This is a genomic window from Ferrovibrio sp. (assembly GCF_025869515.1).
In the GTDB taxonomy this organism is placed as follows: Bacteria; Pseudomonadota; Alphaproteobacteria; order Ferrovibrionales; family Ferrovibrionaceae; genus Ferrovibrio.
The window spans coordinates 20,543-41,179 of sequence record NZ_JAOZVR010000062.1 but is presented as its reverse complement, the minus strand read 5'-3'; the positions used below and the strand labels follow the sequence as shown (position 1 = coordinate 41,179).

Here is a 20,637-nt window from a genome sequence, read left to right as displayed (position 1 = left end):
CACCGGAGCCGGCGATCAGGCAGGGTTATTTCGCCATCGTGATCGGCGAGAAGTCCTGGAACCAGTTCTGCGCCTGCACAAAACCCTTGACCTTCGGGCTCATCGCCCGGGCGTTGACGTCATGAGTCACCATCAGGAACAGCGCTTCGTTGACGTACTTCTCGTGAATCTTCTGCAGCACCTTGTCCTGCTCCTTGGCATCGAAGGTGTTGCGAACATCGTTGAACAGCTTGTCCATCTCCGGGTCGCAGTAGTGGCCCCAGTTGGTGCCGTTGGGCGCCACGAGATTGCACTGCAGATGACGGATCAGGCCAGTGAACGGATCCTGGACGAAATAGGTGAAGTTGATCGAGGTACCGCCGCGGGCGCTTTCGCTTTTCGCACCGGCACGCCAGATGTTGATCAGCTGGTTCCACTCCACCACTTCGAAGTCGATCTGGATGCCGATTTCAGCCAGGCTCTGCTGAACGAATTCATTCATCGGCAGCGGCAGCATCTGACCCGAACCCGAAGGCGAGATCAGCGCCTTGGTCTTCAACGGCTTGTCGGGACCGTAACCAGCCTCCTTCATCAGCTTCTTGGCTTCGGCCAGATCGTACTTCACCTTGAAAGTCGGATTGCCGAACCACTGGTTGCCGGGTGGCATGAAGCCCTCCGCCGGGATCATCAGGCCGCCGAGCAATTCCTTCAGCCCCATGCGATCGATCGCCAGATTGGCCGCCTTGCGCACGCGGATATCATTCCACGGCGAACCTTCGGCGCGCGACAGATGCCAGGTCCAGTTATGCGGATAGGCATTGGTGACAATGGTCAGACCGGCCTGCTTCAGCGAGGCCACCGCATCGGGCGCCGGCGCTTCGATCCAGTCGACCTGACCGGACCGCAGAGCGGCCACGCGGGCATTCGGCTCGGGCAGCGGCAGCAGCACGATCTTGTCGAGCTTCGGCACCCGCGCCTTGTCCCAGTAAGCGGCATTGGGGGACAGTTCGGCCCGCTCGCGCGGCACGAAGGCCGTCAGCTTCCAGGGGCCAGTGCCCGAGGGCGTCTTGGCGAATTCATCCCAGCTTTTGCCGAGTTTTTCCCACTGCGCCGGCGACGACATCATCACCCAGGCGATCTGGTAGGGCAGCGTGGCATCCGGGGTCTTGGTGATCACCTCGACCGAATACTTGCCGGTCACCTTGTAGCTGGCGACGGCAGGAATGCGCGACAGGCCCTGGGCCGACTGGCGCGGATCGAATTGCGGCACATCCTTCTTCAGCAGCTTGTCGAGGTTCCACACCACGGCATCCGCTGTGAACTCGCTGCCATCATGGAACTTCACGCCCTCGCGCAGGGTGAAGGTCCACTTGGTCTTGTCCGTGGCATCAACACCCCAGCTGGTCGCCAGACCCGGCGTCAGCACCGACGGCTTGTCGAACTTGCTGAGATCCCAGTTGATCAGGCCGTCATAGACCGTGTAGCCCATGAAACGCATGCCTTCGCCGCCCTGGTCGGTCTGACCGGTGGTGAGCGGAATATCGGAAGCCGTCATGCCGATACGCAGCACGCCCTGCGCCTGCGCCGACACGGTTGTCAGCCCTGTCAGGGCAGCAGCAGCCAGCAGCGACAGCAGAAACGGAGAAGTCTTTTTGAGAGCCATGTGTTCACCCCGGGTTGGTATTGCGGGTGAAGACGCAAGGTCCGTGCCATTTGGCAACCGGCTGATTCCATGCACACAAATGAAAGTGGCGCGGCGGCCTGCCCAACCCGAGGCTAGTGTTGCCTCAGAATTGGGCAGGACCGATCAATCAAACAGGGAGGGTCTGATAGGTTGGCTGCACAGCCTCATAGGCACCGGCGATGCGATACAGCATCGCCTCATCGAAAGGCCGTCCGATCAGCTGGAAACCGATCGGCAGCCGACCACGCACAAAACCGGCTGGCACCGTCATCGCCGGCAAACCAAGGTAATTGATCGGTCGCGTCAGGCGTGTCAGGGCCGCGATGGTCTTGCCCGCCTCCGGCCGGCCGGCCACATCGGTCTCCTCGACGGTGGGTGCCGGACGATCCGCGACCGGCGCGAAAACCGCGTCGGCGCCATTCATCGCTTTGAGGAAAGCCGCCGTTGCCTCGCTGCGCCAGCGCTGCGAATCGATATAGTCCAGCGCGCTGACGGCAAGACCGTTTTCCAGCCGGGCCCGAACCTGATCGCCATAGAGATTGGGCCGCGTGCGCAGCCAGGATGCATGCAAGGCCGCTGCTTCGGCAGAGATCATGACCATGGACGCTGCCGTCACCATCTCCATATCCGGTGGTGTCATTTCAACGATCTTCACGCCGAGCTTCGACAGGGCCTTGAGCGCCGCTTCCAGACATTCCGCGCTCGGCTTGTTCAGCTTGTCCCAGAAATAACGGCGCGGGACGGCCAGCTTCAGGCCGCGCACCGCACCGGATTTTGCCGCCGCCACATAGTTCCCCACGGGCTGGGTGCTGGCCGTGGGGTCGCGCGGATCGGCACCGGCCAGGATTTCCATCAGCAGGGCGCTGTCTTCCACCCGACGCGTCAGCGGACCGACGGTATCGAGCGAGTAGCTGAGCGGCATGGCGGCCGCACGGCTGACCCGCCCCCAGGTCGGCTTCATGCCGACCAGGCCGCAGTAATGCGCCGGCTGGCGAATCGAGCCGCCGGTATCGGAGCCCAGCGCGCCGAAAACCATGCGGGCCGCCACGGCCGCAGCCGAACCACTGGACGAACCGCCGGTGATACGGTCGGTATTCCACGGATTGCGCGCATGGCCGTAGTGATAGTTATGTCCGGTCGGACCAAAGGCGAATTCGGCCATGTTAAGCCGGCCGAGATCGAGTGCGCCCTCGGCATCCAGCCGCTGCAGCGCCGTGGCAGTTTCGGTGGCCTTCCAGTGCCGGCGAATCGCCGAACCGCAGCTGGTTTCCTTGCCGGCCCGGTAATACATATCCTTATGCGCCAGCGGCACACCACCGAGGCGGCCCAGGCTGGCGCCGCGCTTGCGCGCACGATCCACCGCCTTGGCTGCCTTCAGTGCTGCATCGGCTTCCAGCTTGAGGAAGGCATTCACGCGCGGCTGCCATGCGGCGATCCGCGCCAGGCAGGCCTCGGTTAGCGCCTGCGACGTCACTTTCCCCTGCGCCACGGCGCGGGCAGCCTCCGCAAGTCCCAGCAAGGCGATATCCGGCGCAGCCGCCTTCCGGGCGGCAATCTTCTTCGCAGGCTTTTTCATCACTGCTTCCTCTTCTTTGCCGCTGCGGACTGCACCACCGGAAACAGCCCCGGCTCACGCTCGAACGGCATTTTTTGGGCCTGGCCGCGGAATTTAGCCAGCGCAGCGCCCAATGTTGCAGCAATAACATCGGCACGGCCGGGACGCAGCAGCACCCCAGCCTCCCCGAACATGCCGGCAATCAGCGGCGGCGACAGGGCCGGAACAGCCTTGGCCGGCGGCGTGAGTGGCGTGACAGTCGCCTTTTTTCGGGCGGATTTCATGGCGGTGGCTCGGCTCCCTTGCGCGACGTGATCAGGCCATAATGCTGCGGCATGCGATGGACTGCAAAGTTGAAAGTGGTGGTCTTATAGCTGGCGCAGGCGTCGAGATCGCAGGCGGCCACCGCCAGCTCATCGCCATCGCCGCGGGTCGCCGCAACCGTGACGCCGGAGGGCGCGATGATCTGGCTGCCGCCGATCATCGGCACGCCTTCCTCGTTGCCGGCTTTGGCCACACCGATGACCCAGCAGCCATTCTGGTAGGCGCCGGCCTGCATCGACAGTTGATTGTGAAACAGCGACAGGTCGTCATGCTCAGGCGCCGGCGCATTATGCACCGGCGTATTGTAGCCGAGCAGGATCATCTCCGCGCCCTGCAGGCCCATCACGCGATAGGTTTCAGGCCAGCGCCGGTCGTTGCAGATCGCCATGCCGAGGATGCCACCGAAGCCGTGCCAGACCTTGAAGCCGGTATCGCTGATATCGAAGTAGCGTTTCTCAAGATGCTGGAAGCGGCGCCAGGGTTCATGGTCAGCATGGCCGGGCAGATGCACCTTGCGATACTTTCCGATGATCGCACCGTCCTTGCCGACCAGGATTGCGGTATTGAAATGCCTCCCGTCCGGCGTGAGCTCCGCGTAGCCGAGGTAGAAGCCAAGACCGAGCCGTTTGGCTTCATCGAACAGCGACCGTGTCGCCGGTCCCGGCATCTCGCGCTCGAAGAAGCTGTCGATTTCGGCCTGATCGGTCATGAACCAGCGCGGGAAGAAGGTGGTCAGCGCCAGCTCCGGAAACACCACCAGGTCGCAACCCATGCGCCGCGCCTCGCGCAGATGCGCAACCAGCCGCTCGACCACCTGCTTGCGCGTGTCGCTACGAGCAATCGGACCGAGCTGAGCGGCGCCTACGGTGATCACTCGTGTCATATCAGGCCCTCCCCACATCCTGCGGCTTCAGGCCGACGATCTGTTCATACAGCGCCGAATCGGTGGCCCCCTCGCTGCCGAACACCAGCACGCGCGATGTTGCATCAAGCCCGAGAGCCGCCGCCTGTTCGGGATTGGCACGCGCCGCCAGGGCGCCAGCCAGGCCAGCCACGGCAGACTCGCCTGCCACGATCGCCACGTCATCGCCGACCGGTCGCGCCAGTCGCTGCATCAAGTCGGCGGCCGCCCGATCCTCTACCGTCATGAAGGCATCGGCGCCCAGCGAGAGGATATCCCAGGCGATCAGCGAGACTTCGCCGCAGGCCAGGCCCGCCATGATGGTGTCCAGCGTGCCCTCCACCACCACCGGTCTGCCGGCACGGGCGCTGCGATACAGGCAGTCGGCCTTGTCCGGCTCGACCACGATAATGCGCGGCCGCGCCGGACCCAGGCTTTCCCACAGATAGGCGAGTACAGCCGCCGCCAAGCCGCCAACGCCACCCTGGACGAAGACGTGGGTCGGCTTCGCCGGGCATTGCGCCAATGCTTCGGCCGCCATCACCGAATAGCCCTGCATCACGTCGCGCGGAATGTCGCGATAGCCGGGATAGGATGTGTCGGAAATCACGATCCAGCCGTTGGATTCGGCATCCCGCTGGGCCTGCCGCACGCTGTCGTCATAGTTGCCGGCCGTGCGCACGACGCGGGCGCCATAGGCGGCAATGGCAGCCGCGCGGCCAGGGCTGACCAGCGCATGGACGTAGATCACGCAGGCACAGCCGAACAGAGACGCACCCCAGGCCACCGAACGGCCGTGATTGCCATCGGTGGCGCAAGTGACCGTGACCTTTGCGGCAATAGCGCGATAACGCCCGGCCAGCAGATCGGCAGGCATAACCTCATCCACGGACTTCCCGAGTTCGGCGGCTACGGCGCGTCGCAATTGCCGCATCACCGCATAGGCACCGCCGAGTGCCTTGAAACTGCTCAGTCCAAAACGGCCACTCTCGTCTTTATACCAGATCGCGCCAAGACCATGTTCGGCCGCCAGCACCTTCAGATCATGCAATGGCGTTGGTGTGAAACCGGGCCAGGCGGCAATCTCTGTCTTTGCCTGCGCATGGGCGGCCAGCGACTGGATTTGCGCCAGCGCCGCCGGATACAGCGCCTCTGGATCGACCCGGGGATTGCGGAACAGGGTGGCAGACATCAGGCAATCAACCTAGCAATTTGCCTGCCAAGTCAGGCTGGATGAACTTCGATCTCGCGGTCGAGTGGAATCAGTTCCTCATCGCCGGCATCGCCGCAGGCCCACATCACGATGCTGAACCGCCCCGGCCTGTCCAGCGCGACCATCGGATGGTGCCAGGTTCCGGCGGCATACATCACACCGACATTCGAGGGCGCGACAAAAGAGATCGCCCTGCCCGCATCGGGTCTGCCCTGCCCGTTATCAGGGCAGACTGTGACGAGATAGCGCGCCACATCGACCGGCATGAACACCTGCGCCGAGAATGCATGGCGCTCGAACAGCTTCAGCTTCAGCGGCAGATGACTGGCGGCGACGGTGGAAAGCGAAAAATCCAGCCCTGCCTGCGGACGGCGATTTTCGATCAAGGGCCCATAGTAATGCCGGCCGGTATCGGCCGGCGCGGCAAGAACCTCGCCATAAGGCGCAAAGGCCTCGGCGGTCAGCGGACGGGCGGCAAGCTGGAGCATGCCGCGATCCTAGCGGCTGGCTTCATAGCCCGCCAGCACGGCCGCAAGATTGACGCCCAGGATATCCGACAGATAGCCGCCTTCCTGCACCAGCGTGGTGGGTAGACCGATGCGGGCGATAGCACCGCCGATCCGGCGGAAACCTTCGGTGGTGATCTTCAGTCCCTGCAGAGGATCTTCCTCGGAGGCATCGAGGCCAAGTGCCACCACCAGGGCGCCGGGCGCAAAGGCCTTGATGGTCCTCACCGCACGATCCAGTGCCATCATATAGTCGGCATCGCCGGTGCCGAGCGGCAGCGGGATATTGAGATTGGCCCCCAGCCCCGCCCCGGCTCCCATTTCATGAGCATAGCCGACAAAGAAGGGGTAGTAGCTGCCGGGATGGGCATGGATCGACACGGTCAGCACATCGGCGCGGTCGTAGAAAATACCCTGGGTGCCATTGCCGTGATGCACATCGACATCAAGAATAGCGACGCGCTCGTATTTCTGCCGCAGATGCGCGGCGGCAATCGCGCTGTTGTTCAGATAGCAGAAGCCGCCGGCCATATCGCGATAGGCATGATGGCCGGGCGGACGGCACAGCGCATAGATCGTATCCTCGCCATCCAGCACCATCTGCGCCGCTGTTGTGGCGACATCGGCCGCCGCGCAGGCGGCGGCAAAGGTGCCGGCACCGATCGGGCAGGCCGTATCGGCGGTGTGCCAGCCAAGCTTGCCGACGATGCCTGTGGGATAGCTGGCGCCTTCGCCGCGCTGGGCATGAATATTGGGGATCATCTCGCTGTTGGAATCGCCCAGCGCACGCCATTCCTCGAAGCCGGTTTCCAGGAAGACGAGGTAATCCGGACTGTGGACCCGGGCACGCGGTCCGGCACCGAAACTCTGCGCCGGCAGGATGGTGTGCTTGCCGCTGTTCAGCCCGTTCAGCAGGCGACTGGCGCGTTCGGGCTGCTCGGTAGTCTTGCGCACCACGCCGCGCACCAGAAAAAACTGCGGATCATGGCTCTGATGCGCTTCGCTGTAGACGGCTTTCACGAGATCCTCTCCGTTGTCTTATTAACCGGCAGATTGCGCACCAATTGCGCAACACCGCGCCAGGCGTCTCCGAGGTGATATTCAACACCAGCATGAATCTTCGCCACATCACCACTTTCTATGGCGGCAAGGAGTGGTTCATGCGTTTCGGCAATGCGATGCGGGTCGTCGTAGAGACGGCCGATCAGGCCGATGACAATGCGCAATTCCGAGGCCAAGTCGTCGAACAGACGCAGCAGGCGCCTGTTGCCCGACATTTCGCAGATCAGGCGATGAAAGCGGTAATCCTCTTCCACCTGGCGGCCGGGATCGTTGATCGCCGCCGTCTCGTATAGCACATCGAGCTGGCGGCGCAGCGCGGCACGGCCCTCCGGCGTGAGGCGCGTCGCAGCTTGCACGGCGGCGTGTTTTTCAATGCAGATGCGCAGATCGTAAAGATCGTCTATCTCGTCCGGTGCATGGGCGCGCACAAAAAAGCCGCGGCCCGGTATCGCCACCAGCAGCCCCTGGTTTTCCAGCAGGCGCGCAGCCTCGCGCACCGGTGCGCGGCTGACACCGAGCTCGCGCGCGACGGCGGCTTCCGCCACCTTGGCACCCGGAGACAACTGGCCGGAAATTACCGCATCGGTAAGCACGCGGGCGATCTGCGTGACCAGATCCTGGCTCACGATGGCGGGCAATCCGACCGGCTTGGAAGCGAGTCTCATTCAGCTATGTCCTTGATCTGCTTCTCTATCGTACAAATCGTCGACTGTCGACACTTTTCGATTGCGACTCATTTCATCCGCATGACAGTATGTCGCACCTTTTTTGGAGATGATCTCTGATGACGGCCTCCATCCGCGCCCTCAATAACAGTCACGATCTGACTTGGCAGACGAAAGTCGACCTGGCCGCAGCCTATCGCCTGATCCATCGCCATGGTCTGGACGATAGCATCTACACGCATATTTCGGCGCGCCTGCCCGGTGGCCATGACCGTTTCCTGATCAATCCCTACGGCATGCGGTTCGACGAGGTGAAGGCCTCGAACCTCGTCACCGTGGATATCGACGGCAAAGTGATCGAGGATCCGCTCGGCCTCGATATCAACCCGGCCGGTTTCACCATCCACAGCGCCATCCACTCGGCCCGCCCTGATGTAGTCTGTGTGCTGCATACCCATACCGTGGCCGGCGTTGCCGTTTCCTGCCAGCAGGATGGCCTGTTGCCGCTCAATCAATGGTCGATGCAGTTCCACGGCCGCATCGCCTATCACACCTACGAAGGCATCGCGCTCGACCTCGACGAACGCCAGCGCCTGATCGCCGATCTCGGCGACAAGTCGGTGTTCATCCTGCGTAATCACGGTCTGCTGACCTGTGGCCGCTCGGTGGCCGAAGCCTTCAAACTGATGTTCAACCTTGAGCGGTCTTGCCGCGCACAGCTCGCCATCCAGTCGGCTGGCGCGCCGATGATCCAGGCGCCGCCGGGCATCCCGGAAAAGACTGCCGGGCAATATGCCAAGGGCTACGACAGAATAGAGGCCGGAAATGGCCCGGATATTGAATGGGAGGCTTTCAAGCGGATGTTGGAACGTACGGATCCCGACTACCGCACCTGAAACTGACTGTCACAGAGGGGGTTTGCTGTGCTGAAGAAAAGCTTGCTTGGTCTACTCGTTGCTACCGGTATTGCCACTTGCGTCGCCGTCGGCGCCATGGCCCAGTCACCAAAATCCGGCGGCATTGCCAATGTCATCATCCAGCCGGAACCGCCCGGCCTGATGCTGGCCATGCTGCAGAACGGCCCGGTCCAGATGGTGGCCGGCAATATCTATGAAGGCCTGCTGCGCTACAGCCCGAAGCTGGAACCCCTGCCCGGCCTGGCCGAAAGCTGGACCATCACTGATGAAGGCAAGACCTACACCTTCAAGCTGGTGAAGAACGCCTCGTGGCATGATGGCAAGCCGTTTACAGCCGCTGACGTGCTGTTCACCGTCGAATTTATCAAGCAGACCAATCCGCGCGCCCGCGCCAACCTGGCACAGGTCGAAAGCGTTTCGGCGCCCGATGCCCATACGGTGGTGTTCAAGCTGAAGCAGGCTTTCGGCCCGTTCCTTGGTATCTTCGAAGTCGGTTCGATGCCGATGGTGCCCAAGCATATCTATGACGGCATCGACTGGAAAACCGCGCCGGCGAACAATACGCCGATCGGCACCGGCCCTTACATGTTCAAGGAATGGCAGAAGGGCTCCTTCATCAAGCTGGTGAAGAATCCGAACTACCATGTGAAGGGCAAGCCCTATCTGGATGAAATCTACTGGCACATCATTCCGGATGCGGCAGCCCGTGCGGTTGCCTTCGAAACCGGCAAGGTCGATATCCTGCCCGGCGGTTCGGTGGAAAACTTCGACGTGCCGCGCCTGAGCAAGCTCAAGAATGTCTGTGTCACCGGCAAGGGCTGGGAATACTTCGGCCCGCTCGCCTGGATGTGGCTGAACAACCGTCAGGGCCCAACCGCGAACAAGTTGTTCCGCCAGGCCGTGATGTATGCCGTCGACCGCGACTTCGCCAAGAATGTCGTCTGGAACGGCCTCGGCGAAGTGGCCGTCGGCCCGATCTCGTCCTCGACACGTTTCTTCGACAAGAGCCTGGCCAAGTACAAGTACGATCCCGCCAAGGCCAAGGCCCTGCTGAAGGAAGCCGGCTACAAGGGCGAGAAGGTGCGCTTCATGCCCTTGCCTTATGGCGAGACCTGGGCGCGCTGGGGTGAGGCCGTGCGCCAGAACCTGCAGGATGTCGGCATCAATCTCGAAGTCGTCGCCACCGACGTGCCTGGCTACAACCAGAAGCTTGGCGAGTGGGATTACGATATCGGCTTCAGCTATCTTTACCAGTATGGCGATCCCGCCCTCGGCGTCGGCCGCAGCTACGTGTCCTCCAATATTGCCAAGGGCTCGCCCTTCAACAATGTGGAAGGCTATTCCAATCCCGAGGTCGACCGCCTGTTTGCCGAAGCTGCCGTCGCCTTTCCGGATGCCAAGCGCCAGGAACTCTACAATCAGGTCATGAAGATCCTGATCGACGAGGTTCCGGTCGCCTGGCTGCTGGAACTGGAATTCCCGACCATCTATCGCTGCAACGTCAAGGACCTGGTCACCACCGGCATCGGGGTGAACGACGGCTTCCGCGACGCCTGGATCGACAAGTAACCGCATCAATCGCCTGCGGCCGCCTTTGCGGTCGCAGGCGAACTGCCTTCGCAACCCGCCTCTCCTCCCCGGATTGCCCCGATGCTGTCATTTGTTGCCCAACGCCTGGTCAAGGCGGTGATCGTCCTGCTGGCGATTATCGTGTTGAACTTCTTTCTCATCCGCGCCGCGCCCGGCGACCCGGCCGTTGTGATGGCCGGTGAAGCCGGCGCGACCGACGAGATGTTCGTCGCGCAGCTGCGTGAGAAATTCGGCCTCGACCGCCCCATGCACGAGCAGCTCTTCCTTTATGTGAAGGGCATTGCCAGCTTCGATCTCGGCTTCTCGTTCCGGCAGCAGATGCCGGTTTCCAAGCTGATTTTTGATCGCCTGCCTGCAACCTTGCTGCTGACCGGTACGGCTTTCATCATATCGCTCGGTCTCGGTGTTTTACTCGGCGGCATGGCGGCCCGCCGCGCCGGCCACTGGACCGACAGCGCGATCACGGCACTGGCGCTCATCTTCTATGCCACGCCGCTGTTCTGGGTTGCCCTGATGCTGGTGCTGCTGTTCTCGGTGCAGCTCGAATGGCTGCCCAGTTTCGGTTTCGAGACGGTCGGGTCCGGTTATACCGGCCTGCGCTATGTGCTGGATGTCGCGGCGCATCTGGTGCTGCCGGCCATCACACTCGGCACGTTCTTCATGGCGACTTACACACGAATGACCCGCGCCTCCATGCTGGAAGTCTCGCGCCTCGATTTCATCAAGACTGCCCGTGCCAAGGGTCTGCGCGATGCGGTGATTCAGCGCCGGCATGTGCTGCGCAACGCCATGCTGCCGGTGGTCACTCTGGCCGGTCTGCAGGCCGGGACGCTGGTCGGCGGCGCCGTGTTGACCGAAACCGTCTTCGCCTGGCCCGGCATCGGCCGGCTGATGTATGACGCGCTGCTGCAGCGCGACTACAATCTGCTGCTCGGCGTCTTTGTCGTCTCGTCCGCCATGGTGCTGATCTTCAACCTGGTAACCGACATGATCTACCGCCTGGTCGATCCGCGCATTGTGATGGGCTCATGAAAAACATCGTCAAAGCCCTGCTGCGCAATCCCGGCAGCCTGATCGGCCTGCTCATCTTCGCCCTAGTGCTGGCCGTAGCGCTTGCCGGACCGCTGATCTTCCCGCAATCACCATGGCGCATGGTGCAGCGACCGTTCCTGCCGCCGGGCGCGATTGACGGCTTCCTGTTCGGTACGGACGCACTGGGCCGGGATGTCACCGCCGGCCTGATCCACGGCGCCCGCGTCTCGCTACTGGTCGGCCTGGTTTCTACCGTGGTGGCACTGCTGATCGGCGTGCCCCTCGGGGCTGTCGCCGGTTATGCCGGCGGACGAATTGACGATGCGCTGATGCGCTTCACCGAATTTTTCCAGACCATCCCGAGTTTCGCGCTCGCCATCGTGCTCGTCGCCATCATGCAGCCGTCCATTGTTTCCATCGTGGCGGCCATCGCCATCGTCAGCTGGCCGCCGGTGGCCCGGCTGGTACGCGGCGAGGTGCTGTCGCTACGCAGCCGCGAATATGTGCAGGCCGCCATTGTCACCGGCCACAGCAACGGCTGGATCATCTGGCGTGAAATCCTGCCCAATACGCTGTCGCCGATCATCGTGCTGGCCTCGCTGATGGTGGCGACGGCTATCCTGCTCGAATCCTCGCTGTCTTTTCTTGGCCTGGGCGACCCGAACCTGATGTCCTGGGGTTACATGGTCGGCGCCGGCCGCACCGTGATCCGACAGGCCTGGTGGATCACGGTTTTCCCCGGCATCGCCATCCTGCTCACGGTGCTCGCGCTGAACCTGATCGGTGAAGGCCTGAACGATGCGCTCAATCCGCGCCTCGCCAAGGAAGGCCGCTGAGCATGGGCACACCCGTCATTGCCATCCGGAACCTGAAGCTGGCACTGCCGACTGGCGGCGACCGCAATTTTGCCGTCGATAGCGTCTCCTTCGATCTGATCGCTGGGCAAATTCTATGCGTGGTGGGTGAGTCTGGCTCGGGCAAATCGATGTGCGCCCATGCATTGATGGGTCTGCTGCCCAAGGCCGTGAAGCCGCAGGGCGGTAAAATCGAGTTCGAGAGCAGGAATTTGCTCGAACTGGATGAAGAGGCCTGGATGGCGCTCCGTGGCCAGCGCATTGCCATGATCTTCCAGGAACCGATGACCGCACTCAATCCGTTGATGCGTATTGGCGATCAGATGGCCGAAATGTTCGAGGCCCATAACCTCCTGACCCCGGCCGAGCGGCAGCAGCGTGCGCTTGAACTGGCCCGTGAGGTCGGCCTGCCCGATCCGGAACGCATCATCCGCGCCTATCCGCATCAGCTTTCCGGAGGTCAGCGCCAGCGCGCCATGATCGCGATGGCGCTGGCGCTGGAACCCTCGGTTCTGGTGGCCGACGAACCGACCACGGCGCTGGACGTGACGACCCAGGCGCAGATTCTGAAACTGATCCGCGATCTGCAGCAGCGCCGCAATATGGCGGTGATGTTCATCACCCATGATTTCGGTGTCGTGGCCGAGATCGCCGACCGCGTGGTGGTGCTGCAGCATGGCAAGCTGGTGGAACAAGGTGCGGCCGGCGATGTCCTGCAGCATCCGCAGCATCCCTACACCCAGGCTTTGCTGGCCGCGGTGCCGACCATGGAGCCGCCGGTTCGCCCGTCGCTGGATGACCGCCGCAAGGCCGTGGAAGTGATCGGCCTGAGCAAGACCTACGTCACCAGCAGCGGCTGGTTCCGCCCTGCCCGCCGCGTCGAAGCCGCAAAGGACGTCAGCTTTGCCATCCGGCAGGGCGAGACGCTCGGCCTTGTGGGTGAGTCCGGTTCAGGGAAATCCTCGGTGGCACGACTGGTAATGCAACTGATCAAAGCCGATGGCGGCAGCATCCGCCTGGGCGATATCGATCTGACGCTGCTGGGCAGCCGGGCACTGCGCAGCCAGCGCAAGCGTATCCAGATGGTGTTCCAGGACCCCTTTGCCTCGCTCAATCCGCGCCGCAAGGTGGGCCGCATTATTGCCGACGGTCCGATCGCCCATGGAGAAGCCCCGGATACAGCTTTGCAGCACGCCCGCGACCTGCTGCAGATGGTGGGCCTGGATGCCACGGCAGCCGAGCGTTATCCGCATGAATTCTCCGGCGGGCAGCGCCAGCGCATCGGCATTGCCCGCGCCCTCGCACTCAATCCGGAAATCCTGGTTGCCGACGAAGCTGTTTCGGCGCTGGATGTCTCTGTGCAGGCACAGGTGCTGAAGCTGCTGGAAGACCTGAAATCTCGGCTTGGCCTGTCGATGCTGTTCATCACCCATGACCTGCGCGTGGCCGCCCAGATCTGCGACCGCATCGCCGTGATGCAGCGCGGCCGGATTGTCGAACTGAAACCGGCTGCGGCGCTGTTTGCCGCGCCCGAGCATCCCTATACCCGCGAGCTGCTGGCCGCCGTGCCGGGCCGGCGCGCGAGCGAGGCCGCCTGATGCGCTGCGCCGTGATCAGCCGGAAATTCGATCTGCGGTCCTATTACGGCAAGGCACTGGCGAAGATCGCCGACCGGATCGAAAGCATCGATCATCCCGTCACCGACGGTGCCGAGGCCGTTCGCATTGCCCTGGCCTGGCATCCGCATCCGGATGCCTTCGAGCGTTACCCGAACCTGAAAGCGGTCTGCACCATCGGCGCCGGCGCCGACAATGTGCTGGCCTGCCCCAGCCTGCCGCCGCATGTGAATGTCGTCCGCGTGGTGGACCCGGCCCAGGCCGAAATGATGGCCGGCTTCGTCGCCTGGCATGTGATCTGGCACCAGCGCAAGTTCGCCACCTATATGCAGCAGCAGCGCGACCGCATCTGGCGCCGCCTGGAACAGCGCCCGGCCAGCGACGTGCCGGTGAGCATCCTGGGCTACGGCAAGATCGGCGAGCGCGTCGCCACGCAGCTGGCCGGCCTCGGCTTTCCGGTCAATGTCTGGAGCCGCACACCGAAATCCGCAGCCCCCGGTCTGCGCGCCTTTGCCGGGCGCAATGGCCTCTTTGCCATGCTGGCCGAGACCGAGGTTCTGGTGAATCTGCTGCCGCTCACGCCGGAAACCCGCGGCCTGATCGATGCTGAAGTCTTCTCTGCGATGAAACACGGCGGCTATCTAATCCAGACCGGCCGTGGCGAGCAGATGGTGGAAGCCGATCTGCTGGCCGCACTGGAAAACGGTCAGCTGTCCGGCGCCTCACTGGATGTCTTCGCGGTCGAGCCGTTACCGGCAGACCATATCTTCTGGCATCACCCGCAGATCCTGATGACACCGCATGATGCCTGCGATGTGAGTTTCACAGCAGTAGCCAACACTCTGGTTGCCACGGCCGCCGCCATCGAAGCCGGTGAGATACCGCCCCACGCGGTCGACCGCAGCCGCGGATACTGAATCGCTATGCCTTGATCTTCTGGCGGCGCGTTTCGCCGTCGATACCGCCGGTTACCGCCCATTCCGCGAAGATTTCCGGCTTCTTCTCGAATTCGCGCGGCTGCCACTTCTCGGTCAGGTAATCCTCGTCCGTATAGTATTCGGCCAGGCCGCCGGCGGGATTCTTCACATACCAGAAGAAGGCCGATGAAATCGGATGCCGGCCCGGCCCGAGCTGGGTTTCCCAGCCCTGGCGGTTGATCTGCATGCCGCCGCCGATCACCTCATGCACGTCGCGCACGGTGAAGGCGACATGATTGATGCCGGCCTTGCCGGTCGGGCTTTTCAGCAGGAACAGGTTGTGATGACCACCCTGGGCGCTGCAGCGCAGGAACAGCCCGGTTCCGGGGTAGCTGTCGGAGATATGGAAACCCAGCACATCGGTATAGAAACGCTGCATCGGCTCGACCTCGGGCACGAACAGCACGTAATGCCCGATATTGACCGGCTCGGCCTGCTGATAGATCGGGCTCGGCGTATCGATCCGGCGATGCTGGTCGATGGTATTGCTGGGTGCACCGGTCACCGCGACCTTGCGCCGGCGGCTGACGCGGAAGGAGGTCTTCAGCCCAGAGGGGTCAATGCAGGACAGGGCATCCTTGCTTTCACTCACGGCCATACCTGCGGCCTTGAGCTTCTGCCCGATCTGGGCCAGGGCTGCTGCGTCGCCGACGCCCCAGATGCCCTCGCGCAGGGTCGAGCCGGCCTCGAAAGCCGGCGCCAGCACAGGATCGTCCTTCGGTCGCAGAATCACCTCAGTGCCATCCAGCGTCTCGAACCGGCCTTCTGCAATTTCTTTCAGACCCCAGTTTCTAAAGAAGCGGCGACACAGCGCCATGTCTTCCACGCCATAAACGATACCGTCGACACCGGTAATGGACATCGCAAGAACTCCTGACTCAGATTTCAGTCGGGCGAACCCGGTTGAGGATCGCGCGAATACTGCTATAGGCTGCCAGCGAAGACGTCTTGGGGTTGCTCTTCAGCGGCTTGCCCTTGATGGTCAAATGCATCTCGCCAAAAGCCCCGCTCGCTTCGATCTCGTGGATATTCGCGCTGACCGCCGGGTCGGCGATCATGCGGACCTCGGTGGCATCGAAACCCAGACCGGCCAGCGCCACGGTTGCCGCAACATTGGCGTTCTTGGGGTAATCCTGGGCTGCGGCCCTGGCGCTGCCGGTATAGAAAGTGGTGGCGTCCTTCAGGTCATCCAGGTGCAGTTTCTGCTCCGCCGGCGTGCCTTTCCAGGCTGCGGGCGGTTTGCGGGAGATATAGGAGACCCGATCCAGACCGCCAAGCGTGGCCGCATTCAGGGCATCGATACCCGGCACGGCACCCGCCGGCAGGATCAGCTTGGCCCCACCTTCCGCCGCCGCGAGTTCCAGTTCGCGATGCAGGGCATCGTCGCTGAGGGCACCGATCGAAGCCACGACCAGATCGATGCCAAGCCGCAGCACAGCCGGACCATATTCGCGCACTGCCGAATGACTGGCGCATTCAGCGGCCAGAAGCGGCTTGAAATCCAGATCTTCCAGCGTGTCGATGACCTTGTAGCCGCTCAGTTCGGCCTGCACCGAACCAACCTTTTCATGCCGTACCAGCACGGCACCGACATCGAACAGGCCGGTGCTGAGCGCCGCCGCCCGCACTTCCGCCGCGATGGCGCCATGGCCGATCAGCAGGATCGATGGGCGCTCCCGGCGCGGCATCACGATGCCTTGCGCACCGGCGGGCCGGCAAAAGCGCTGGCATAGGGCCCGATGGCGACCATGTCGACTTCCAGCATACGCGGCCCGCTTTCAGCAACGGCCTGCGCAATGGTGCTTTCGGCCTTGGCAATATCGTTGAGCAAAGTGTGCTTCCAGCCGAGGCTGCGCGCCAGATCTGGGAAAGACGGCGTGTGCAGATCGACGAAATATTTGCGACCGCCGAATTTGGCATCCTGGATGTTGCGGATCACGCCGTAACCGCGATCGTTCATCACGATCAGCAGCATGTCGGCCTGCTCCTGTGCCGCGGTAGCCAGTTCGCCGACGCAAAGCATCAGGCCGCCGTCGCCAGACAGCACCACAGTCTTACGACCGCGTGCGCCGATGGCAGCGCCCACGCCCATCGCCGCCCCCATGCCGATGCCGCCGCCCAGCGCATGCACGCCATTACGGGAATCAAACAGCCTGAGCATGCGGTTGCCCCAGGTGCTGTTCGATACCGTGACATCACGCACCCAGACATAATCGCGCGGCACGGCTTTCTGCAGGGCATCGACCAGTTTTTCATACGGGCCCAGTCCCTTGCGGAGCTGGATCTCGGCCTCATCCCGTGCCGCCTTGACGTCCTGGGCGAAGCCGTCGGCCACCTTCAGCCGACCCTTCAGCCGCGCCGCCAGTCCCGCCAGCGCCGGCTTGGCGTCGGCCGCGAGGAACAGGTCGGCAGTGTAGCCGCGGCCATGGGCCTGCGGATCGGCATCAATCTGCAGCATCGGCTTCGGGAGCTTCAGCGTGTATTTCAGAGTCTCGTTGCCGCGCAGGCGCGAACCGACCACCAGCAGAGTATCGCAGCCGGCGTAGAAGCTCTCCACCGGCGGCGAGAGGTTGAAGGCGCCGAGCGTACGGGCATCATCCTCAGGCAGCACACCACGACCCTGCACGCTTGTGACCACGGCGAAGCCCAGATCGGCCAGAACGCGGATTTCGTCGGAAGCATGCCGGGCGCCGCCACCAGCCCAGATCAGTGGCCGCCTGGCCTTGGCCAGAATCTCGGCCATCGCATCCAGCGCGGCTGGGTCCGGCTGGGCGATGCCGAGCGGTACCGGCGCGATATGAGCCGGAACATCAATCAGCGCTTCCTGCACGTCGATCGGGATTTCTACGCTGACCGGGCCGGTCGGCGCTGTCAGTGCCGTGCGCACCGCTTCCTGCAGGGTCCCGAGTGCGGTTTCCGGCGACCAGACGCGGAAGAAGGCCTTCGACACAGCCTTCAGCATGGTCGGCTGATCGGCCGCCTCGTGGATATAGCTCCAATGCTTGTCGAGATAGGCGCGCTCGATCTGACCGGTCAGATGCAGCACCGGCGTGCCGGCGGTCTGCGCCTCCACCATGGCGCCGGCGGCATTGCCCGCCGCCGTGCCGGTGCTGGTGATGGCGACGCCCAGATGACCGCGCACGCGGGCAAAGGCATCGGCCATGTTCACCGCACCCGCCTCGCCACGCGAAGGCACGAAACGGATCGTGTTGCGCCGGCCGAAAGCATCCAGGATCGGCATATTATGAATCGAGATAACGCCGAAGGCGGTGTCGACGCCACAGGCTTCAAGGAAGCGTGCGGTCAGTTCGCCGACGGTGATCTGTTCAGACATGAAGCGACTCTCTGATGGGTGTGGCGGCGGCCTTGGCAGGCTCGGCCGGCAAGGGCTGGGTGGTGCGCGGCGCCTCGCGGCGGATCCACTGGGTGATTTCGGCAGCGGCCTGCAGGATGGCGTCCTTCAGACCGCCATGCATCGCTTCGAGATCGACATAGGCGTCGACCGCCGTGATGTTGATTGCAGCAACGATACGGCCGGCACCATCGCGTACCGGTGCTGCCACCGAACTGACACCGCGTTCGAAGAAAGACTGGCTGGTGGCATAACCACGACTGCGATCCTCGGCCAGAATTTCTTTCAGGCCGGCCAGCGTGGTCGGAGTCTGCTCGCTGAAGCGCGGCAACCCGTCTTCGGGAAACAGCGCCTGCAGTGCGGCATCGTCATGTTCGATCAGCAACATCCGGCCCATCACGGTGGCATGGATCGGAAATCTGGTACCTATATTCACTGTGCTGGAGATCGTGGTGCGGGCCGGATAGCGCGCGACATAGACGATCTCGCGGCCGTCGGCGACGGCCATATGCGAGGACAAACCCGTCTCGTCGCGCAGGCGCTGCAGGATCGGTTGGGCTGCCTCAACGATATCGAGCGAGGCGAGATATTCGAAACCATGACCAAGTACGGCCGGGCCAAGCTTGAACTGTCGCTCGTCATCCCCACGGCGCACAAAACCCATGGCCTGCAGGGTGTGCAGGAGGCGGAAGACCGTGGAGCGTGGCAGTTGCAGCTCCTGGGCAATATCGGGAGCACTCAGGCTCGGGCGCTGCCGCGAGAACAATCCCAGCACCGCGAGGCCTTGGGCGAGAGCCGGCACGATATATTTGCCTTCCGGAATACGGTCAGTTCCGCTCATCATGGGCCTCCGCGAAATCGGCAAGAATGGCAGTGAAGCGCTCCGGCTTTTCGAGGTAGAGCGCGTGGCCGGCAGCAGGAATCGCCTGCACCTGAGCTTGCGGTCGCACCGTGGCCGCTTTCAGGTTGGCGGCTGGTGGCGTGATGACATCGTCCTCGCCATAGATGATCTGCACCGGTAGCCATGCCGGAATGCGGGCGATATCAGCGAGGGCATCGCCGCCTGACAGCATGCGCGACGCCTGACCGTAGCCCGGCATCTGTACCTGCGCCATGGCATCAATGACTGCCTGACGCATCTCCGACGTGGCATCGGAACCCAGCAGGCGCGGACCGCGCTTCTCAGCCATGGCGCGCGCGCCTATCGTGACAATATCGTCCAGGCGACTCTGCAGCAGACGACTGCGTTCCTCTGCCGCCATATGGGCATGGCCGACGGCGATGCTGCTGAGCGTCAGCGACAGCAGGCGATCCGCATGCAGGGCGGCAAACCGCGCTGCCATCAGCGTACCCAGCGAATGACCGACCAGATGGCAGCGACCGACGCCAAGCGTGTCGAGGAAACCGAGCAAAGCCATCGCATAATCGCCGGCATCCGGCGTTTCGGGCCTGAGTGGCGTCGACTGAGCATAGCCCGGCGCATCCCAGGCAATGACGCGGAAACGATCCGACAGGCCGGACAGCTGGTTGCGCCAGGATCGCGAGGCCGAACCGATGCCGTGCAGCAGCACAAGCGGGGTTCCCCGCCCTGCTTCCAGATAGGAAATGCGGGTGTCGCCAAAGACCGCGATGCGCGGGTCAGTTAAAGACAAAGCCGCCATTGACAGGCAAAAGTTGGCCGGTGACGAAACCGGCACCGTCGCTCAGCAGATAGACGACGGCACCGACAACATCCTCGGGCATTTGCGAACGCGCCATGGCGCGCCCCTCGACGTAGAGGCGCTTGCGCTCCTCCGGCACATATTCAGTGGCTTCCACCAGCACCAGGCCGGGCGCGATGGCATTGACGGCAATACGATCCGGCCCCAGCTCACGGGCCAGCGAGCGCGTCATGCTGATGATGGCTCCCTTGCTGGAGACATAATGCAGTAGCCGCGGCGCACCCCACAGCGCGGTATCGGAAGCAAGATTGACGATGCGACCGCCCAGCCTGGACTTACGCAGCAGAGGGGCCAGCGCCTTCACCATCAGCCAGGTGCCACGCACATTGACGGCCATCACCCGGTCCCAGGTAGCGATATCGATTTCCTCGAAAGTCTTGCCGCCAATTCCGGTGGCAATGGCGGCATTGTTCACCAGACCATCGACATGACCGTAGCGGCGGCCAAGCTCGGCGCCAAAAGCTTCCACCGAGACCGGATCGCCCAGATCGACCGGCAGGAAGACGGCATCGGCGCCGGCTTTCTTCAGATCGGCCGCTGCCGCGGCGCCCCATTCGGCATTGATATCGGCGACGATGATCGTGGCGGCGCCGGCGGCGGCGCAAGCATCCGCAAACGCCCTGCCCAAGCCGCGCCCGGCGCCGGTCACCACCACGATCCGCTCCTGCAAGAACATCACTGCCTGCTCT

20 protein-coding genes are annotated in these 20,637 nt (G+C 63.2%); 6 read left to right on the top strand and 14 right to left on the bottom strand.

Annotated features, from left to right (window positions below; translation table 11 throughout):
- Positions 1-25: 25 nt before the first annotated feature.
- The 8 genes from OJJ21_RS10540 to OJJ21_RS10505 form a co-directional block, all read right to left on the bottom strand.
- On the bottom strand, positions 26-1,642 hold the full coding sequence (locus OJJ21_RS10540) for an ABC transporter substrate-binding protein (protein ID WP_297685933.1): 1,617 nt from the start codon (positions 1,640-1,642) through the stop codon (positions 26-28).
- Between the two features lie 148 nt (positions 1,643-1,790).
- Entirely contained in the window at positions 1,791-3,239 is a 1,449-nt protein-coding gene (locus OJJ21_RS10535) for an amidase (RefSeq protein ID WP_297685931.1), read from the bottom strand.
- Positions 3,239-3,502 (bottom strand): hypothetical protein, encoded by a 264-nt coding sequence (locus OJJ21_RS10530; RefSeq protein ID WP_297685929.1) that lies wholly within the window; start codon positions 3,500-3,502, stop codon positions 3,239-3,241. Before OJJ21_RS10530 ends, OJJ21_RS10535 begins: the two co-directional genes overlap by 1 nt.
- On the bottom strand, positions 3,499-4,425 hold the full coding sequence (locus OJJ21_RS10525) for an N-carbamoyl-D-amino-acid hydrolase (protein WP_297685927.1): 927 nt from the start codon (positions 4,423-4,425) through the stop codon (positions 3,499-3,501). Before OJJ21_RS10525 ends, OJJ21_RS10530 begins: the two co-directional genes overlap by 4 nt.
- A gap of 1 nt (position 4,426) precedes the next feature.
- A complete protein-coding gene (locus OJJ21_RS10520; protein ID WP_297685925.1) occupies positions 4,427-5,635 on the bottom strand; it encodes a diaminopropionate ammonia-lyase in 1,209 nt (402 codons plus the stop codon).
- 32 nt (positions 5,636-5,667) lie between these two features.
- Entirely contained in the window at positions 5,668-6,144 is a 477-nt protein-coding gene (locus OJJ21_RS10515; RefSeq protein ID WP_297685923.1) for an ureidoglycolate lyase, read from the bottom strand.
- A 9-nt stretch (positions 6,145-6,153) separates the two neighbouring features.
- Positions 6,154-7,182, bottom strand: coding sequence for a histone deacetylase family protein (locus OJJ21_RS10510; RefSeq protein ID WP_297685921.1), 1,029 nt, complete (start codon positions 7,180-7,182; stop codon positions 6,154-6,156).
- Positions 7,179-7,850, bottom strand: a complete 672-nt coding sequence (locus OJJ21_RS10505; protein WP_297685919.1) for a GntR family transcriptional regulator — start codon at positions 7,848-7,850, stop codon at positions 7,179-7,181. The genes OJJ21_RS10510 and OJJ21_RS10505 overlap by 4 nt, the downstream gene beginning before the upstream one ends.
- A gap of 158 nt (positions 7,851-8,008) precedes the next feature.
- On the opposite strand from OJJ21_RS10505, the gene OJJ21_RS10500 reads away from it, so the two are divergent.
- The 6 genes from OJJ21_RS10500 (at position 8,009) to OJJ21_RS10475 (ending at position 14,815) form a co-directional block, all read left to right on the top strand.
- Positions 8,009-8,785 carry a class II aldolase/adducin family protein gene (locus tag OJJ21_RS10500; protein WP_297685917.1) on the top strand — a complete coding sequence of 259 codons (777 nt, stop codon included), beginning with the start codon at positions 8,009-8,011 and terminating at the stop codon, positions 8,783-8,785.
- Positions 8,786-8,812: 27 nt separating this feature from the next.
- On the top strand, positions 8,813-10,375 hold the full coding sequence (locus OJJ21_RS10495; RefSeq protein WP_297685915.1) for an ABC transporter substrate-binding protein: 1,563 nt from the start codon (positions 8,813-8,815) through the stop codon (positions 10,373-10,375).
- Positions 10,376-10,456: 81 nt separating this feature from the next.
- The gene (locus OJJ21_RS10490) at positions 10,457-11,428 is read left to right on the top strand and encodes an ABC transporter permease (protein WP_297685913.1); all 972 of its coding nucleotides are present in this window, start codon (positions 10,457-10,459) and stop codon (positions 11,426-11,428) included.
- A complete protein-coding gene (locus OJJ21_RS10485) occupies positions 11,425-12,264 on the top strand; it encodes an ABC transporter permease (protein WP_297685911.1) in 840 nt (279 codons plus the stop codon). The genes OJJ21_RS10490 and OJJ21_RS10485 overlap by 4 nt, the downstream gene beginning before the upstream one ends.
- A gap of 2 nt (positions 12,265-12,266) precedes the next feature.
- Positions 12,267-13,880: an ABC transporter ATP-binding protein gene (locus OJJ21_RS10480; RefSeq protein WP_297685909.1), complete on the top strand. Its 1,614-nt coding sequence runs from the start codon at positions 12,267-12,269 to the stop codon at positions 13,878-13,880.
- Positions 13,880-14,815 carry a glyoxylate/hydroxypyruvate reductase A gene (locus OJJ21_RS10475; protein ID WP_297685907.1) on the top strand — a complete coding sequence of 312 codons (936 nt, stop codon included), beginning with the start codon at positions 13,880-13,882 and terminating at the stop codon, positions 14,813-14,815. The genes OJJ21_RS10480 and OJJ21_RS10475 overlap by 1 nt, the downstream gene beginning before the upstream one ends.
- A 4-nt stretch (positions 14,816-14,819) precedes the next feature.
- Here the strand turns inward: OJJ21_RS10475 and OJJ21_RS10470 are convergent, their stop codons facing one another.
- The 6 genes from OJJ21_RS10470 to OJJ21_RS10445 form a co-directional block, all read right to left on the bottom strand.
- A complete protein-coding gene (locus OJJ21_RS10470; RefSeq protein ID WP_297685905.1) occupies positions 14,820-15,737 on the bottom strand; it encodes a VOC family protein in 918 nt (305 codons plus the stop codon).
- Between the two features lie 16 nt (positions 15,738-15,753).
- Complete coding sequence (locus tag OJJ21_RS10465; RefSeq protein WP_297685985.1) at positions 15,754-16,563, bottom strand: aspartate dehydrogenase; 810 nt, start codon at positions 16,561-16,563, stop codon at positions 15,754-15,756.
- Positions 16,563-18,209, bottom strand: coding sequence for a thiamine pyrophosphate-binding protein (locus OJJ21_RS10460; RefSeq protein ID WP_297685903.1), 1,647 nt, complete (start codon positions 18,207-18,209; stop codon positions 16,563-16,565). Before OJJ21_RS10460 ends, OJJ21_RS10465 begins: the two co-directional genes overlap by 1 nt.
- On the bottom strand, positions 18,202-19,071 hold the full coding sequence (locus OJJ21_RS10455; protein WP_297685901.1) for an IclR family transcriptional regulator: 870 nt from the start codon (positions 19,069-19,071) through the stop codon (positions 18,202-18,204). The genes OJJ21_RS10460 and OJJ21_RS10455 overlap by 8 nt, the downstream gene beginning before the upstream one ends.
- Positions 19,055-19,798: an alpha/beta fold hydrolase gene (locus OJJ21_RS10450; RefSeq protein ID WP_297685899.1), complete on the bottom strand. Its 744-nt coding sequence runs from the start codon at positions 19,796-19,798 to the stop codon at positions 19,055-19,057. The genes OJJ21_RS10455 and OJJ21_RS10450 overlap by 17 nt, the downstream gene beginning before the upstream one ends.
- A 67-nt stretch (positions 19,799-19,865) precedes the next feature.
- Positions 19,866-20,624, bottom strand: a complete 759-nt coding sequence (locus OJJ21_RS10445; protein ID WP_297685983.1) for an SDR family oxidoreductase — start codon at positions 20,622-20,624, stop codon at positions 19,866-19,868.
- Between the last annotated feature and the right edge of the window lie 13 nt (positions 20,625-20,637).

Bases quoted from the DNA above. Each gene is read 5' to 3' on its own strand.
- OJJ21_RS10540 (WP_297685933.1), bottom strand. From the start codon at position 1,642: ATGGCTCTCAAAAAGACTTCTCCGTTTCTGCTGTCGCTGCTGGCTGCT.
- OJJ21_RS10515 (WP_297685923.1), bottom strand. From the start codon at position 6,144: ATGCTCCAGCTTGCCGCCCGTCCGCTGACCGCCGAGGCCTTTGCGCCT.
- OJJ21_RS10485 (WP_297685911.1), top strand. From the start codon at position 11,425: ATGAAAAACATCGTCAAAGCCCTGCTGCGCAATCCCGGCAGCCTGATC.
- OJJ21_RS10535 (WP_297685931.1), bottom strand. From the start codon at position 3,239: ATGAAAAAGCCTGCGAAGAAGATTGCCGCCCGGAAGGCGGCTGCGCCG.
- OJJ21_RS10480 (WP_297685909.1), top strand. From the start codon at position 12,267: ATGGGCACACCCGTCATTGCCATCCGGAACCTGAAGCTGGCACTGCCG.
- OJJ21_RS10520 (WP_297685925.1), bottom strand. From the start codon at position 5,635: ATGTCTGCCACCCTGTTCCGCAATCCCCGGGTCGATCCAGAGGCGCTG.
- OJJ21_RS10470 (WP_297685905.1), bottom strand. From the start codon at position 15,737: ATGTCCATTACCGGTGTCGACGGTATCGTTTATGGCGTGGAAGACATG.
- OJJ21_RS10525 (WP_297685927.1), bottom strand. From the start codon at position 4,425: ATGACACGAGTGATCACCGTAGGCGCCGCTCAGCTCGGTCCGATTGCT.
- OJJ21_RS10455 (WP_297685901.1), bottom strand. From the start codon at position 19,071: ATGATGAGCGGAACTGACCGTATTCCGGAAGGCAAATATATCGTGCCG.
- OJJ21_RS10490 (WP_297685913.1), top strand. From the start codon at position 10,457: ATGCTGTCATTTGTTGCCCAACGCCTGGTCAAGGCGGTGATCGTCCTG.
- OJJ21_RS10530 (WP_297685929.1), bottom strand. From the start codon at position 3,502: ATGAAATCCGCCCGAAAAAAGGCGACTGTCACGCCACTCACGCCGCCG.
- OJJ21_RS10465 (WP_297685985.1), bottom strand. From the start codon at position 16,563: ATGCCGCGCCGGGAGCGCCCATCGATCCTGCTGATCGGCCATGGCGCC.
- OJJ21_RS10445 (WP_297685983.1), bottom strand. From the start codon at position 20,624: ATGTTCTTGCAGGAGCGGATCGTGGTGGTGACCGGCGCCGGGCGCGGC.
- OJJ21_RS10460 (WP_297685903.1), bottom strand. From the start codon at position 18,209: ATGTCTGAACAGATCACCGTCGGCGAACTGACCGCACGCTTCCTTGAA.
- OJJ21_RS10500 (WP_297685917.1), top strand. From the start codon at position 8,009: ATGACGGCCTCCATCCGCGCCCTCAATAACAGTCACGATCTGACTTGG.
- OJJ21_RS10475 (WP_297685907.1), top strand. From the start codon at position 13,880: ATGCGCTGCGCCGTGATCAGCCGGAAATTCGATCTGCGGTCCTATTAC.